The following is a 16,188-nucleotide window of genomic DNA, read 5'->3' as shown; positions in this document are numbered from 1 at the left end:
GAAACAAGCGTTAGTAAACCAAGCCGATATATTTTTACTTTCCCCTTCGAACTTGAAATAGCAAGATTGTTAGCGGCGCTCATTTGCCGCCTACCTGCCACTCTAATCTCTTTGGGGACATGACTTTGGCGATGATCTTACTATAGATTGTCAGTGCGAGGCGACGGCTCCACCCTCTTTATAAAGGGTGGATCTCATTTTCCGCACTTATCGATGGTTCTGGCAGGATGATGGTGGGACACTGTCAGACCCTTAGCATATACCACTGTGATAAGCGTGTATTTTATCGCTAAATTCTGCCTGTGATGCGGCTACATGACTCTGCTTAACGCCTCGGCAATGCACTTAAACTTGTCAAAACGCGCTCTCAATATCCGGTGTTTTTCAGCATTGGGTAGCAGGCGGGTGATCGGCGGCGGGCTGGCAGTGATGGCGTCCTCAAAACCGCGATAATAGCCGCTTCCCACTGCCGCACACAGGGCCGCAGCCCGGCAACCGGATTGCTGAATATCGACAATTTCTAATGGCAAATTACTGGCATCACAAAACATTTGCATCCAGATGGCCGAGTGAGTGGGGCCGCCGCTGAAACGGATGCAGTCGGTGTTATCACCCAGCGCCAGAATCTTGTCTTGATGCAACAGATGCGAAAAAACAATCCCCTGATAAATAGCGTAAACAATATCCTGGCGAGTATGGTGCCCGCTCAGCCCCAACAGACCACCGCTAAGATTGGCACTGTAATTAGAGCCGTATAGCCACGGGAAAAACAGCAAATCTTCCGACTTCGCATAACCCAACTCAGCCCATTGATTGAGTGTTTGATAGCTGTCGGGCAAATCTGGTAGGAATTGCTGTACAAACCACGCCAGATTACTGGCGGAGGTTGGGCTGCCTTCGTGAACAAAGTAAGTGCCGGGGATGCAATACTTCCCCCACACATAAGGGTAGTCGGATGGCTGTACGCCTTCGAATACACGAGTCGCAATTGACCAGGTTCCCGCCACGGCACTGAGCTGGTGGCTGTCATGCAAGCCGGAAGTTAACGCCGCACCGACTACATCAAACATACCACCGAATACCGCAGTGCCGGGTCTTAAGCCGCAGGCCTGTGCCGCCTGTTGACTGACATAGCCTGCCCGATCCGCAGAGCCAATAATCGGTGCGGTTTTCTCGGCGACTTCCTCAATGGCGAATATTTTCATCAGTTGCGGATCAAAATTGCCGCTGTACTGGTTATAAAGATTACTGCCAGAGATATTAGTTTCTTCAATGGTGAACTCGCCCGTCAGGCGATAGCGGATATAGTCATGCGCCATTAACACATAACCGCTGCGGTGATAGTTTTCCGGTTCGTTCTCTTTAAGCCAACGCAGCAGGGCCGCCGGATGGGATGGCCACAGTTGTTGTAGGCTGAGTGCATAAGCTTGGTTTGCTTTGCCTTCTTTTTGCCAGCGGTTAACCAACGCCTGTGCGCGGGAATCGGAAGAAACAATGCCATGGCGCACCGGTTGGCCTTGTTTATCCACCAAATACAGCCCTTTGCCGTGAGCAGAGAAACTGATGCCGTGAATCTGCTCAGCCGATACACCTGCTACCGCCTGTGCATTATTGAGGGTCTGGCGGATAACCTGGCAAGTTGCCGCCCATAACGCCTCCATATTACGCTCACAAAACCCTGCCTGTGGGCTTAGCACCGGCAGAGCCTGCTCTGTAACCGCAATCTCGCCCCCTTCGGCGGTATAAATCCCGGCTTTGGTTACTGTGCCGCCAAGGTCAATGCCGAGAAAATAGTGGCTCATTATGGCTCCTTAGCATGCAGCCGGTAAGGTATCATTACCCCAACCAGCCAGCCGCATTTTGTCTTCAATCCAGTGGCGGGCATGGATGATGTCTAGTAACGGTTCGGCAGATTTCTCGGTCCACATTTCAATCAGAAAGGTGCCGCGATAGTTCAGACGCCGCAGTGTTTTAAACAGACTAACAAAGTCGACACAGCCTTCACCGAAGGGCACATCACGAAATTGACCAGGGCAATCTGTGGTGACAGCAAAAGTATCTTTCAGATGGATAGCCGCAATTCGGTCAATGCCACTTGCCAGTTCAGAATCCACTTCATTGCCCCACGCGGTGAGGTTGCCAATGTCGGGATACACGGTAAACCATGGCGAGCCAATTTTGCGGTCCAACGCCTTCCACTTGCTGATGGAATTCATAAACTGTGTGTCCATGATCTCTACCGCACACATCACTTGTGCCGCCGCTGCCTGCTGTGCTGCCCATGCCATACCTTGTTCAAAACGGCGGATAGTTTCGCTGTCTTGTGGCTCGTAATAAACGTCATAACCCGCTAGTTGAATAGTGCGAATACCCAGATCTTGTGCCAGCCGGATGGCTTGCAACATGATAGTGTGTGCTTGCTCACGGGTAGCAGCATCACGGCTGCCAAAGGGATAGCGGCGATGTGCCGATAGGCACAGTGTTGGAATTCTCACCCCGGTTTGTTGGATAGCGCTAATAACTGCCATGCGTTCCTCGCGGCTCCAATTTAACCGGGCCAACCGCTCGTCGCTTTCATCAACCGACATCTCGACAAAATCGAAACCGCAGGACTTTGCTACCGCCAGCTTTTCAACCCAACTGGTGCCCACAGGCAGTGCTTTTTCATAGATTCCTAATGGGTGAATTCGCATTATTCTGTTTTCCCTATTGCCATCTTACTGAAGTGTTTCAATCGGTTATTTTTCATGGCACGTTTGGCTTTCCATTTCTCTTTGAAGAACTTAAAGGCCAGTGCGAAAATAAGTGTGATCCCCCAAACCGCCAGATTGAAGTGCAGGCTGACACCCAGTAGGCTCAGGCCGGTGGCGATGACCTGCAACACCAATAGCGCACAAAACACATGGCTGACTTTCCCTACTCCGCCGAACGGATTAGTCCCCCCCAGCACGATAGCCAGCACGGTCAGTAACAAATAAGAGTCGCCATATCCCATACGTGCGGAGTTAAAACGCGACATCATAATCAGGCCCGCCAACACACATAACAGGCTTGAAATGGAGTAGATGGCAATCATCACGCGGTCAGTACGGATACCACTGAACCAGGTGGCGTTGATATTGCTGCCGCACATATAGATGGTTTTACCCAGCCGTGTTTTACCTAATATCAGTGCCAACAGCAGTGAGGCGACGACAAAAATAATCATCGGGATAGGGATGCCCATCACTACCTCTGATCCCATGTTGCGCACAATGGGCGGCATACCACTGAGTGCTGCCCCTTTGGTCAGATAAACCCCGATCCCGCTGATAATGGTCATGCTGCCCAATGTCACCAGAATCGGGTGCGCGCCAATGCGAGCGATCATCAGCCCGGTTAGCGTGCCGATAATGACGGCAATCAGCGCCGCCCCCAGCAAGGCAATCACCAGCCACATCAGTTGTGTCGCGGTGCTGGCATCAGCCGGAACATATTGAATCAGCAACCAGGCCATAAACAGGCCGGTGAGGTTAGCTGTGCCGATGATGGACAGATTTAGCCCACCGCTGAGCATCGGCACAAACATGGCAAAGGTCAGCAGCCCCAACTCCGGCAATTGGAAAGCGATGCTCAAAAAGGTGTTCTCGGTAAAGAAGTGACCGGGCATAGCCAGACTGAAAGCCAGTGTTGCCAGACAGCAAATACTCAGTAAGCCGGAGATGGTGCCGTCGATATGGAAAAACGTGTTCTTTTTCATAAAAAGCCCCTGTCAGACAAAGCCAACATCAGTTTCTTTGCGTTTCTTGTAATGGGTGACGCAAATGGCGGCGACGATCACCACGCCAATCACAATGTTGACGAAGTAACTGGAAACGCCGATCAGGTTGAGGCCATTTTTCAGAATACCAATGAGGAAGACGCCCATCAGTGTGCCAACGACCGAGCCGCGTCCGCCGGACAAACTGGCACCGCCGAGCACGGCTGCAGCCAGAACATCCAACTCGCCACCCACCAGCGCACTCGGCACCACTTCACTCATGCGGTAGGTTTGCAACATGCCACCGATTGCTGCCGTTGCCCCTAAATAGCCATAGGCGAACAGATAAAGCAGTGACACGCGAATACCGATGCGGCGTGCGGATTCAGGGCTACCGCCGACGGCATATAATTGACGGCCAATATGGGTTTTATTCAGTAGCAGCCAGGTAATTAGGGCAATAACGAGCATAATGACCAGCGGCAAGCCAATCTGGTAACTCTCGCCATCAACGGTAAAGGGCAGAATGGATCGCTGGGTTATCCACCAGTCCGGCAAGTCATAAATACTGTGACCGTTGGTTATCCACATCAGCATGCCAAACAGCACCGATTGCATACTGATGGTGATAATGATGGAAACGATATTTAGATAGTAAATCAGTATCGCATTAACGAAACCGAGCAACACGCCGATGGAAACGGCGATAACCAGGCACAATACCGGGCTGGCAATCACGTCATTGAGCAGCAGTGATGCCACCACGTATTGCACTACAGAAGCCACGGCGGCAAAGGAAATATCAATACCACCGGTCACTAGCACCACAAAAAGCCCGAGGGCAAAGACGCCGGTGACGGCATAGCTTTCCGTCAGATCCAGCAGGTTTTGAATAGACAGAAACTCACTGCTAAGCAGGGAGAACAGGGCCAGCATAATGACGATAACCCAGGCCAGCCACCCTTCAACGGATTGCGGTTTGAGTCTGCTGATATTAGGCATTGATGGCCTCCGCAAGCTGTTGTTCAGTAATTTGATTCGGGATCAATTCATTGACGATGCGCCCCTGTTTCATGTGCAGGATGCGATCACAGTTGTAATAGGCTTCTGGCACTTCGTCGGAGATAAGCAGCACCGAAATACCGACACCTGACAGGCGGTGGATCAGTTTGTAAATACTGTCTTTCGCACCGATATCGACGCCCACGGTAGGGGAGTCAAGAATCAGTACTTTCGGTTTGGTGAGAATCCATTTGGCCAGCACCACTTTTTGCTGATTACCGCCGGATAAGGTGGACAGTGGGTTATCGGGGTTGGTGACTTTAATGTCTAAATCTTTTACCCATTCTTGCACCAGATCCGCTTTTTTCGTTTCATCAATCAGGTAGAGCGGGGTGCGGATACGTTGCAAGATCGACAGCATCATGTTGTCGGCGACCGATTGCGGCAGTACCGCACCGAGTGTCAGGCGGTCTTCAGAGACGTAACCAATCCCCAGCTCGATGGCGCGGGTATTGTCTTTGATGTGAACCGGGTTGCCATCAATAGCAATCTCGCCGCTATCAGGGTGAGTGATGCCAAACAGACTCAACGCCAGTTCAGTGCGCCCGGAACCGAGCAAGCCACAAAGCCCTAATACCTCACCGCGATGCAGACTAAAGGAAATATTCTCAAACTGCCCTTTGCGGCTGAGATTATCTAACTGCAATACTACTTTGCCCAGTTCAGCATTCGGTAATTTCTGCTCATGGGTAATGGTTAAACCGGTCATCAGCTCGGTAATCTGCCCCACGGAAAGATCGCTTGCCGGCCAGGTTCCCACTTTCTCGCCATCGCGAATGACGGTAATTCGGTCCGAAATCTCTTTCACTTCATCCAACCGGTGGCTGACAAACACCACGGTGATGTTCTTGTCGCGCAGGTAATTCACCGTGCGCAGCAACTGATTCACTTCTGTTCGGGTGAGAGACGCGGTTGGCTCATCCATAATCACCAAGCGGGCATCAGCAACCAGTGCGCGACAAATAGCAACCTGCTGACGTTGAGCAATAGGTAAGTTTTGTACCAACGCATCGGGGTCGATGGTAAAGGCCAATTCTTGTAAAATCTGGCAGGCTTTCTGTTTGATTTTGGTTTTGCTAAACCAACCGAAGTAGCCCTTTAGGTTGTATTCGAAAGCAATGTTTTCTGCCACTGTCAGGTTAGGGAACAGCGACAAGTCTTGATAGATAACCTGCACCCCCAAATCACGAGCGCGATCAGGGGTTAAACGTGGGTATGATTTATCGTCGATAATAATTTCACTACCGTCATCAGGGGCATACACACCACTGATGGTTTTTATCAGCGTACTTTTGCCGCAGCCATTGGCCCCGGCTAAACAGTGCACTTCACCTTTATTCAACGTCAGAGTGATATTTTTGAGTGCCTGATGTCCGCCAAAGCTTTTTGATAGCTCTTTTAGCGTGATAAGTGGCACTCCTTTATCAGCATCAGAAATATTAGTCATAGTGCAGTTCCCCGGAAAACGGCCTCAACACTGCGGACCGAAATAAGCGCTGGGCAGTGCCCAGCGATGTTTTTTTAGCTTGGGTTGTGCTTACAGGCCAAGCTTGACCAGACGCTTGGTATTTTCTACATCCAGTTTTTCCGGGTTATCACTGAGGATGGTATTCCCCTTGGTTTTGATTTCACCCATATCGCCCAGTTTGACGCCGTCTTTAATTGGCTCGCCGTTCATCATGGCGGTTGCGACTTGCACGAATACTTTACCGGCCACCATTGGATTGGAAATATAGCCGCCATCAATAGCGCCTTTCTCTAACAGCTTGATGCCTTGACCCGGTGTGAAGGTACCGAATACGCAGGTAGTGTCGTTTTTCTTACGTTTATCAATTGCGCGGCCAGCTCCAATCGGGCCTTGTGAACCGAAGGACATAATGCCTTTCAGATCTTTATGTTTAGAAAGTAAGTCATTGGCGGTACGCATGGAGTCATCCACCGATTCTGCGACGCCGAAGCGGTCTTCAACCAGGACCATTTTTGGGTAATGTGCTTTTTGATAAGCAATGGCAGCATCGGCCCACTCATTCACCAGTGGCACAGTCAAACTACCGACAAACATGGCATATTTGCCTTCCTCACCCATGCATTGCGCCATATCTTTCATATGGTTAGCGCCCATGCTTTGGGTGTCTAACAGCTCAAAGTCCCAGTCAGCATTGGTTTGGCCTGGTGATTCGTGAGTAATGACTTTAATGCCTGCTTCCTGCGCCCGTTTCAGTACTGGTTCCAGTACTTTGGCATCATTTGGCACCACACCAATCACATCGACTTTCTTGGCAATCAAGTCTTCAATAGCACGGACTTGCTCGGCGGGGTCTGCGGTGGTTGGCCCGACTTGCCAGGCATTAACACCCAGAGCTTTACCTTCTTCTTTAATGCCCTGTTCCATCACATTGAACCAAGGAATACCCCCCACTTTTACTACTACGCCCATAGTGAATGGCTTATTGGCTTTTTGTGGGACTTTACTGTCATCCGCCCAGGCAGCATGGGAAGAAATTAATGCGGTTATTAAGCAGGGTAAGATTAACTTTTTCATTATTAAATCCTCTGAAAGAACCATTTTAGAAAGCATCAAGACATCCGACCTTATATTGATATAAGGCAACTTGGCTTATTTTTTATTGTGTGACAATTTCACTGGTGTTGACGCATTATTCCGATGAATAATTTGTTACTTATCTGATTCAATAATATTTAATTTTGGATTATCACTGCGATAATTTTGTGAACTTAATCTATTCGTAATAAGAATATCGACTTCATCCAGCATACATATTTTACAAAATGCGTACTGGTCAAATTTACTGGAGTCGGCTAATAATATTTTTTGCCCCGAGACTTGTAGCATAACTTGTTTTAACTTGGCGTTAATGTCATTACCATCACGCACCCCACTTTCCTGATTAATCCCTTGGCAAGAGAAGAAAAAGGTATTGATCTGGAAATTGCGTATGGCATTCTCCGCCACCGGGCCATGGAAATCATCATGGCGGGCAGAATACTCACCGCCAATACCAATAATGCGTACTTTGTCACGGCAGGCCAGTGCCTGGATAATCTTCACCGAGTTGGTGACGACAGTAATCTCAATGTCCGGGATTTGCCGTGCCAGAAACCAACAAGAGCTACTGTTATCCAGTAAAATACAATCGCCCGGATGAATAAATTGTAACGCTGCTTTAGCAATTTTCATTTTAGTATCAGGGTGTTCCTCCGTACGCTTACGGAAAGATTCGGCCCGATCAATAGCATTAAGGCTGTAGTGGGTCTCTTTAATATCAATGACTGATAGGTCTGGGCCATCCAGTGCCACCGCACCACCAAAGCTACGGATCAGTTTTTGCTTTTTTTCCAGCACCGTCAGGTCACGGCGAATAGTTTCTTGCGAGACCTGGCATAAGACAGATAACTCAGTTACCAGCGCTGAGCCTTGCTGCTGCACATGGCTACAGATGATTTTATAGCGTTCGGCTTGTAACATATTTACCTCAAAAATTGTCTTAGCGCTTAATGCTAAAAAGCACCCATAACATTCATGTTGCTATACCTGAAGTCGTTGGTATTGCAGGTAGCACGTCTGCGGCTTCAAATACGATGGTGATATATTGGTATTTATCTGCTGTTTATACAGTGACTGAATTCAAGTATTGCTTTAAGCGGTGTTTTCCCCTGACTTTATGTGACAAATTTCGCATATTTTGTTTTTTTGTTGCCTTGTTTCCTATTGGTGATGTGATTCAAATCTCATATAAAGGGCTTCTTTGTCTTACTGATAGTCAATTTTGGTAATGAAAACACAGATTCGGGCATTGATTTAATGACCGATTATGACCGAGTCTGATTGTTTGCTTCTGTTTTGGAGCGGGGCGGTACTCTATCCCCTTTAATTTAGTCATAAATAGGGTTAGGTTAGTTTGCAGACGGGTGTTGTTTTTTTGCATGGTCAATCCTGCGCTAAATAATGGTTTTTAATTCACTACTGTCAGTTAATTATTATTTTTAATTAATGTGTTCTCGCGGTAATCGGTTCAATTGCCAATGACACCACAGATGGCATTTGTATGTTCACAAACAGTGATTAAATAACCTGACGAAGCTGTATGCATTTTTCTGATTATTAATTACCGTACTTAATACTATTTCATGAGGTGGCATTATGTTAGAACAATTAAAACAGCAGGTTTTTGAGGCTAATTTAGCGTTACCGAAATATAAATTAGTCACGTTTACTTGGGGGAATGTTAGTGGTATTGATCGCGAGCGCGGGTTGGTGGTGATTAAACCTTCCGGTGTTGAATACGATACCATGAGTGTGAATGACATGGTGGTGGTGGATTTGGCAACCGGTGAGGTGGTGGAGGGAAATAAAAAACCTTCTTCTGATACCGATACTCATCTGGTGCTATATCGGGCCTTTCCCGAAATAGGTGGTATTGTCCACACCCATTCTCGCCATGCCACCATTTGGGCGCAGGCGGGAATGTCGCTCTCAGCATTAGGCACAACCCATGCTGATTATTTCTATGGTCCCATCCCATGCACCCGCCTTATGACTGATGCCGAAATTGCCGGTGACTATGAATATGAAACCGGCAATGTCATTGTCGAAACCTTTGCCCATCAGGCGTTAAGTGCGGGGGAAATTCCGGCGGTTCTGGTTAATGGTCATGGCCCGTTTGCCTGGGGTAGCAATGCGGCCAGTGCCGTGCATAACGCGGTAGTGCTGGAAGAGATTGCTTATATGAACCTGTTTACCCATCAGCTTCAGCCAGCAGTAGCTAACATGCAGCAAACATTGTTGGATAAACACTATCTGCGCAAGCATGGTGCAAAAGCCTATTACGGTCAGTAAGGTGAATGGCAACTTAGTGGCGTAGTGCGAGTCTGCGCCATCAGTTACTCTGCATCTACATTGGAGATGACCTGTTCTACATCATCCAGCGTTCCGATTTTTACCTCTCCCGTTCGGCACATTTTACTTTTGTCGATCAGTAAAATGGATTGGGTGGCACGCTTTAACAGCATGGTCTTAAATTCGGCATTAAACGGGTTTGAATCCCATAAGATGCCATCGGCATCAATACCTTCGCACGAGAAAATAAACAGATCAATTTCGATGGTTTTTAGCAGTGAAAAGAGTGCGGGATTAACGTAGCAGGCATATTTACGCTGTAAGCGGCCACCGGCACTGATCAACTCAATATTTTGGTGTTTCACCAATTCCTGGCAAATCCGTACACTATTGGTAAACACCGTTATATCGATATCGGGCAGCTTTTTGGCTAAATACCAGCAGGTGGAACTAGCATCCAATGCGATCACCATTCCACTGTCAATCAGTGACAGGGCATGGTCAGCAATGCTGGCTTTGCTGGACAGGTGACTTTTTAGGCGGGTGGTAAAAGGATCGCCGCTGTCTTTGGTGGCACGCTTAATGCTTTTGGCGCGCCCGTGCTGGCGGATGATCAGCCCTTGCGCCTGTAACTCGTTCAAGTCACGGCGAATGGTCTCTTGGCTGACTTCAAGTAACTGAGCCAGATCGGCGGTTGTCAGCGTTTCATGTTGTTTGATATGTTGCAGGATTTTCTGGTGACGAGACGCTTTCATGATCCTCTCCGTCAGCAAAGCCATGTATACATTGGTTGATATTAATATATTGGTTAATACCAACACATCAGTTAATACCAACAAAGAGTACATGGCTAAAGGGGTGAGGTTACGTGATCTCGGGTTTAAAAAACAGGCGTCACCCCTTTCTTTAACAGAATATTGCCGTACTTGGCGGTCTCTCCGGTGATGACGATGGCATAGGCTTGCTGAGCGCGCTGGTAAAACGCAAAACGATCAATGCGCTCTACTGGCAACGCTTCCTGGCTACCAAACAAGGCGTGTAAATAGCGTTTTTCAACTGAGGCATCAAGGGTGTCGCCTGCCACCGCTGCCATCATCACCAATGGTGGTGCGTAGCTGTCCAGTTCAAATAGCGGAATGGTGGCTGCTAGCAATGCACTAACAGATAAGCCATCGGCATGAATCACCAATGGGCCACCGTTTTTTCCAATCGCGTGCGCCGGGAAATGGGCATCCGAAAAGATTATTTCATCACCGTGCCCCATTTCCGCCAGTGTTTTTAGCAGTTGTGGTGACAGTAATGGCGAGATGGTTTTAAGCATGAATGGCTCCTTCAATAATGGGATATGGGCTGTCGCTCAGTGCCTGATAAAGCGGTTGTTGCTCGCCAGGCTGATAGTATTGATAGCGGTAATTGACCTGCTCCCGCGCTTGTTCAGCACTGCGGTAATAGCCAGTGGCACTCCAAACAAACAACGCCGCCCCCAAAACCGTGGTTTCAGCTTCATCGATCACTTTGATGGGCAGATTGAGCACATCGGCTTTGATCTGGTTCCACAAGGTATTACGGCTACCGCCGCCAACCAGCAGCAGTTCGCGGGTACGGAATTCACCAATTTCTTCGAGTAATGACAAATTGCTTTTTAACTGCCAGGCAAGGCTTTCCAACGCAGAACGGTAAAAGTGCCCGCGGCGCGCCGCCAGCGAGACTCCTTGCCAGCCGCCCGATTGGTGATGCTGAGCACTGCCCAGCAGGTTGCAATTCATGCGTACGCCATTTGCCCCAGGCACGATAGCCCCGGCCTCGCTAATCATTTGCTGGTAGACCTCGGCACTGGCTTCATCATGCCAGTACAACTGCCGCACCCATTCTAATACCCCTGAAGCCAGCCATTGCAAACCAGGGTTAAACAACGTTGGGCAGCTATCAAGTTCACAAGTGGAACCGGCAAATTGTGGCAATAGCGTCGTATTCACTTTTGGAGTCCGAACCATCAGGATTTCCCAAGTACCGGATGACAGCACCGGTTGATCCAAATCGGCACCCGAACCAAATAGTGCAAACTGGGTATCGTGACCGGCTGATATCACCGGCAAACCCGCGGGTAACCCTAACTCAGCGGCGATATCTGGCAATAGTTGACCAATGATTTCACCGGCGGCCACCATCGGTGGGAATAAATCAGCGTGAATACCTATCTTTTGTAAAATCGTGCTGCTGAATTGCTCACGTTTGACATCCAACAGTTGGCTGGTGCCAGCCATGGTGCGGTCGGTGGTAAATTCCCCGGTGAGGCGATGGTTGATTAAAGATGAAATAAACAGCCAGGCATGGGCTTGTTCAACTAAATCGGGGCGATTTTCCTGTAACCAAATCAACTTGTATAAGGTGTTAAAACTGAACTGACCGATACCGGATATTTGCTGTAACTTTTCAGCAGACATATAGCGGGAGATACTCTCCATCACCGCCACGGTACGCGGGCATTTCCAACTGATAATGGGGTACAGCATTTTGCCGTTGGCATCTACCAATGCACCGTCTACACCGAAGGTAGTGACAGTCATGCCATGGATCTTATCCTGATGAATCTGTGGCATTAATTGGCGGCAACACTGAGCGAAACTGTGCAAGATCCCATCGAGCGGCCACAACTGCCATTGTGGATTAGCCGGATCGGGTTGGCTGTGGTTGGGCATTACCGCTTTTGCTACCACCACGCCTTGAGGATCGACTGCGATCGCCCGGATATTGGTTGCGCCGCAATCTAGAACGATGACCACATCGCGCTTCATAAGTGCTCCTGTTACTGCTGTCAGGCAGAAAATGTCTTGCCACGGGGGCGGATAACGCGCAACGAAGGGGATGTGTGCCGCCGGGCGATAACGGCGTAAACCGCTAAAACCCTTGGGCACAATAAACCCTTCATTCACCTTGCTGACAGCAAGGGTTGTTTTATGACTTAGGTGAGAAGTGCTCCACACTTACGAGCCTGCTCAAACATCACATTATCTTTTGTATAGTGGGCCGTAATTTTGGCAGGCACGGTAATCCTGCCCTTCGATATCCATACCGTGCGCGCCCCACGCAGTTGGCCGGTAAACACTCTCTTCTTCGACGTTATGCATGCATACCGGGATGCGTAACATTGAGGCGAGTGTAATCAGGTCTGCCCCGACATGGCCGATGGTCAGCACGCCATGGTTAGCTCCCCAGTTCGCCATTACCGAATAAACATCACTGAATGGCCCTTTGCCGGTCAGGCGTGGAGCAAACCAGGTGGTTGGCCAACTTGAATCGGTACGTTTGTCCAGCGTGTCGTGAACGGATTTCGGTAATTCGACACTCCAGCCTTCGGCAATTTGCAATACCGGCCCGACACCTTTAATCAGATTGATACGGCTCATGGTGAATGGCACACCGCCACGGGTCAGGAAGCGCGAAGAGAAACCGCCGCCACGGAAGTATTCATGGATAGCTGGGCACCATTCGGTTGCTGCCAGACAAGCATCGGCTTCTTGTTGGCTCACTTGCCAGTGTGGTTTGATGGTAGGTTTACCCTGCGCATCGTTTTGGCGGCAAGTGCCGTCCAACGCGGCAGAACCAGAGTTAATCAGATGGATAATGCCGTGTTCGGCAGCCCCTTCCAGTTGATGGCCGGTGACCCGTTGTACTGCTTCCGGTGACCAGTAGGTACGGACATCGGCAAAGATCTGCGCGGTGCCGGTCAGAGTATGGCCAAATAGCATTGCCACGCCGTTCAAACTGTCGTTTTCGGTGGCGACAACCATCGGTTCACGCACGCCGTTCCAGTCGAACGAGCTATTCAGCAAGGCTTCAGCGGTATCGCCATTTGGATATTGATCTGTCCAGTGGCGCTGCCCCTGGAAACCGGCAGCAATGGCGTTATAGCCCAAGGCTTCCTCACCAAAACCTTTCGTTGCCAGCGTTGGATTACCTTGCATCATGTCGCGGATACAGAGCGCCATTTGCAGGCTTTCACGCAGTACCGCGCGGCTGCTTTCCGGTGAACGGCGGTATTGTTCTGCGTTCTTATCCGGCCCGTATTTGAAGTTTTTATCCGCCCATGACAACGCCAGTTCTAGCTCTTGCTCGTCATAGATTTTCTGATCAATGCGGCGGCGCAATTCTGTCATATCGACCGCTTGCACTTTCATTCCTAACCAGGATTCAAAGAAGTTATGGTCAACAATGGAGCCGGCAATCCCCATGGATACGCCACCGAGGGAGAGGTAACTTTTGCCCTTTAAGCTGGCAACCGCTAAACCTGCACGAGTGAAGCGCAGCAGTTTTTCCTGCACATCAGCAGGAATACGCGTGTCATTAGCATCCTGCACGTCATGGCCGTAAATGGAGAAGGCTGGCAATCCTTTTTGATTGTGCGCCGCCAGTGCTGCTGCCAGATAGACCGCGCCAGGGCGTTCGGTACCATTAAAGCCCCAAATAGCTTTCGGGCGGAACGGGTCCATATCAATGGTTTCGCTGCCGTAGCACCAACAAGGTGTCACCGTGATGGTCAGCCCAATATTCTGTGCGCTGAATTTATCGTCGCAGGCGGCGGATTCTGCCATTCCGGCAATGCAGGTATCAGCAATGACACATTCAACGGGCGTGCCGCAAGGATGACGTACCACTTCTTGCAGAAACTCTGCGGTGGCACGGGCCATTTTCATGGTTTGCTCTTCCAGCGATTCACGTACGCCCATTCTGCGTCCATCAATGACCGGGCGAATGCCAATTTTAGGTAATTGAATTGTCTGTTTCATTATTGGTCCTTGTGTTCAGTAGCAAGAATTTAATGTTAATTTATCCGTTACCCGTATTATTAATTAACGGGAACCGTTTTGTACTTGGCGAAAATAAAGATAATGGCAAAGCATAAAGCAGGGATAATTTCAGCCGTAGGTATGTTCCCTGCTGCATCGCTAACTAATCCCATAATTGGGGTGACGATGCCACCCCCGACAATAGTCATAACAATAATAGATGCACCATATTTAGTGTCTTGATTTAGATTCTTAATGCCTAATGAAAATATGGTTGGGTATTGGATTGACATAAACATACTGCACAAGGTGAGTGCTAATAACCCAATGTGTCCGCCGAAAGCTGCAGAGATAATACATAACAACATAGAGATAAATGCATAAGCGGCTAAAACCTTCTCTGGAGCGAAGCGAGTAATTAACCAGGTACCACTGAATCGGCCGATAAAGAAACATACCATGGTGGCCGTTAAATAATTAGCTGCATATCCCGGTGTAATATTAGGTAACTCTTCAATGGCATAGCGAATTAAATAACTCCAACATGCGGTTTGTGCGCCGACATAACAGAACTGTGCTAATACTGCCCAGCGCCAATGTGTTATCTTTAATAACCGTGGTAGTGATGCAAAGAAAGAACCGTTATGCGTATCATCCGATTCACTTTTTATTGCTGGGAAACGGGTAATCAAAATTAATAACGCAACAAAAATCACCACCGCAACAATAATCAGATAGGGTAATTGAACAGCTTTTACTAAACTATGATGATAACTATTCAAATCCGCAGCAGACAATTTATCCAGCACTTCTTGTGTTTGGTGGGGCACATTGGAGAGTATTAAGCTTTGGCCGAACACCACTGCAATAATGGCACCGAAAGAGTTAAAGGTCTGTGCTAGGTTAATACGAAAGTGGCCGGTTTTTTCTGGCCCCAATACGGTAACAAAAGGATTGGCGGCCGTTTCCAGGCAACCTAAACCGGCAGCAATAATAAATAAACCAATTAAAAACAAGGTGTAATTCATCGTCTCGGCAGCCGGCCAGAACAACGCCGCCCCGAAGGCATAGAACAGTAATCCGGTAATGATCCCCGCCTTATAGCTAAACCTTTTCATCAGGATCCCGGCAGGTATTGGGATCAAGAAGTAGCCAAAATAGAAGGAGGATTGAATCAGCCCAGCTTGGAAGTTGGTCAGGGTGAACGCCTGCTGAAACTGAGGCAACAAAATATCATTTAGGTTGTTTGCTACTGCCCAAAGGAAGAACAGTGAGCACAGTAATGCGAAAGGAATCAGATATCTTTTTTTATTTGCCGACTCGTCACTTACCGAGGCGGAAATTTTAGTGCTATCTGTTTGTATTAAAATATTTCCCATAATGCCCTCGTCAGATACTTCAATAGTCCGAAAGTTTGTAATGTTCGACGGAGTTATTCTTTGTTTAATGAGTGATACTTTCTCTGGCGAGCCATAATTGCCTGAGTGACAAATTTAAATACCCTCATTGCGATAAGTCCCGTTCTTTATAAGGTAAAAATCGCTAAAAAATATGAGCTGAATCACATTGGTAACTCAATGCTGATATTTTGTGATGACAGTCACTTTAAATAAAAACATTTCATGACCGTTTGAAATGAATTGTGTTTCAAACACACATAGCTAATGACCGATTGTTCTATTTCTGTCACAAACGGTCAGTTATCGAGAAATAGCCCGGTATTTAATCATTCGGCGTCACTT

13 protein-coding genes are annotated in these 16,188 nt (G+C 48.4%); 1 reads left to right on the top strand and 12 read right to left on the bottom strand.

The window, feature by feature from the left end; genetic code table 11:
* Positions 1 to 311: 311 nt before the first annotated feature.
* The 7 genes from EL015_RS16880 to EL015_RS16850 all read right to left on the bottom strand — a co-directional run bounded on the left by EL015_RS16880 (position 312) and on the right by EL015_RS16850 (position 8,288).
* Positions 312 to 1,802, bottom strand: coding sequence for an FGGY-family carbohydrate kinase (locus EL015_RS16880; RefSeq protein ID WP_005181920.1), 1,491 nt, complete (start codon positions 1,800 to 1,802; stop codon positions 312 to 314).
* Between the two features lie 9 nt (positions 1,803 to 1,811).
* Positions 1,812 to 2,693, bottom strand: a complete 882-nt coding sequence (locus EL015_RS16875) for an L-ribulose-5-phosphate 3-epimerase (protein WP_032905530.1) — start codon at positions 2,691 to 2,693, stop codon at positions 1,812 to 1,814.
* Positions 2,693 to 3,739 carry an ABC transporter permease gene (locus tag EL015_RS16870; protein WP_005181925.1) on the bottom strand — a complete coding sequence of 349 codons (1,047 nt, stop codon included), beginning with the start codon at positions 3,737 to 3,739 and terminating at the stop codon, positions 2,693 to 2,695. Before EL015_RS16870 ends, EL015_RS16875 begins: the two co-directional genes overlap by 1 nt.
* 12 nt (positions 3,740 to 3,751) lie before the next feature.
* Complete coding sequence (locus EL015_RS16865) at positions 3,752 to 4,741, bottom strand: ABC transporter permease (RefSeq protein WP_032905531.1); 990 nt, start codon at positions 4,739 to 4,741, stop codon at positions 3,752 to 3,754.
* Positions 4,734 to 6,248, bottom strand: a complete 1,515-nt coding sequence (locus EL015_RS16860; RefSeq protein ID WP_005181930.1) for a sugar ABC transporter ATP-binding protein — start codon at positions 6,246 to 6,248, stop codon at positions 4,734 to 4,736. The genes EL015_RS16865 and EL015_RS16860 overlap by 8 nt, the downstream gene beginning before the upstream one ends.
* A gap of 90 nt (positions 6,249 to 6,338) precedes the next feature.
* Complete coding sequence (locus tag EL015_RS16855; RefSeq protein WP_005181931.1) at positions 6,339 to 7,343, bottom strand: substrate-binding domain-containing protein; 1,005 nt, start codon at positions 7,341 to 7,343, stop codon at positions 6,339 to 6,341.
* 135 nt (positions 7,344 to 7,478) lie between these two features.
* Positions 7,479 to 8,288 carry a DeoR/GlpR family DNA-binding transcription regulator gene (locus tag EL015_RS16850; protein WP_005181936.1) on the bottom strand — a complete coding sequence of 270 codons (810 nt, stop codon included), beginning with the start codon at positions 8,286 to 8,288 and terminating at the stop codon, positions 7,479 to 7,481.
* A 675-nt stretch (positions 8,289 to 8,963) separates the two neighbouring features.
* Here EL015_RS16850 and EL015_RS16845 point away from each other — a divergent pair.
* Entirely contained in the window at positions 8,964 to 9,659 is a 696-nt protein-coding gene (locus EL015_RS16845) for an L-ribulose-5-phosphate 4-epimerase (protein ID WP_005181939.1), read from the top strand.
* A gap of 44 nt (positions 9,660 to 9,703) precedes the next feature.
* Here the strand turns inward: EL015_RS16845 and fucR are convergent, their stop codons facing one another.
* The 5 genes from fucR to fucP form a co-directional block, all read right to left on the bottom strand.
* The gene (fucR, locus tag EL015_RS16840; protein WP_329956815.1) at positions 9,704 to 10,438 is read right to left on the bottom strand and encodes an L-fucose operon activator; all 735 of its coding nucleotides are present in this window, start codon (positions 10,436 to 10,438) and stop codon (positions 9,704 to 9,706) included.
* A 101-nt stretch (positions 10,439 to 10,539) separates the two neighbouring features.
* Positions 10,540 to 10,980 (bottom strand): L-fucose mutarotase, encoded by a 441-nt coding sequence (gene fucU / locus EL015_RS16835; RefSeq protein ID WP_032905533.1) that lies wholly within the window; start codon positions 10,978 to 10,980, stop codon positions 10,540 to 10,542.
* On the bottom strand, positions 10,973 to 12,454 hold the full coding sequence (gene fucK / locus EL015_RS16830; RefSeq protein WP_032905534.1) for an L-fuculokinase: 1,482 nt from the start codon (positions 12,452 to 12,454) through the stop codon (positions 10,973 to 10,975). Before fucK ends, fucU begins: the two co-directional genes overlap by 8 nt.
* 213 nt (positions 12,455 to 12,667) lie before the next feature.
* The gene (gene fucI / locus EL015_RS16825; RefSeq protein ID WP_005181947.1) at positions 12,668 to 14,446 is read right to left on the bottom strand and encodes an L-fucose isomerase; all 1,779 of its coding nucleotides are present in this window, start codon (positions 14,444 to 14,446) and stop codon (positions 12,668 to 12,670) included.
* A gap of 59 nt (positions 14,447 to 14,505) precedes the next feature.
* Positions 14,506 to 15,849, bottom strand: a complete 1,344-nt coding sequence (fucP, locus tag EL015_RS16820) for an L-fucose:H+ symporter permease (RefSeq protein WP_226715642.1) — start codon at positions 15,847 to 15,849, stop codon at positions 14,506 to 14,508.
* Positions 15,850 to 16,188: the final 339 nt, after the last annotated feature.

This window comes from Yersinia intermedia (assembly GCF_900635455.1).
Classification (GTDB): Bacteria; Pseudomonadota; Gammaproteobacteria; order Enterobacterales; family Enterobacteriaceae; genus Yersinia; species Yersinia intermedia.
Note: the sequence above shows the minus strand (reverse complement) of the source record. Positions and strands in the feature narration are given on the sequence as shown.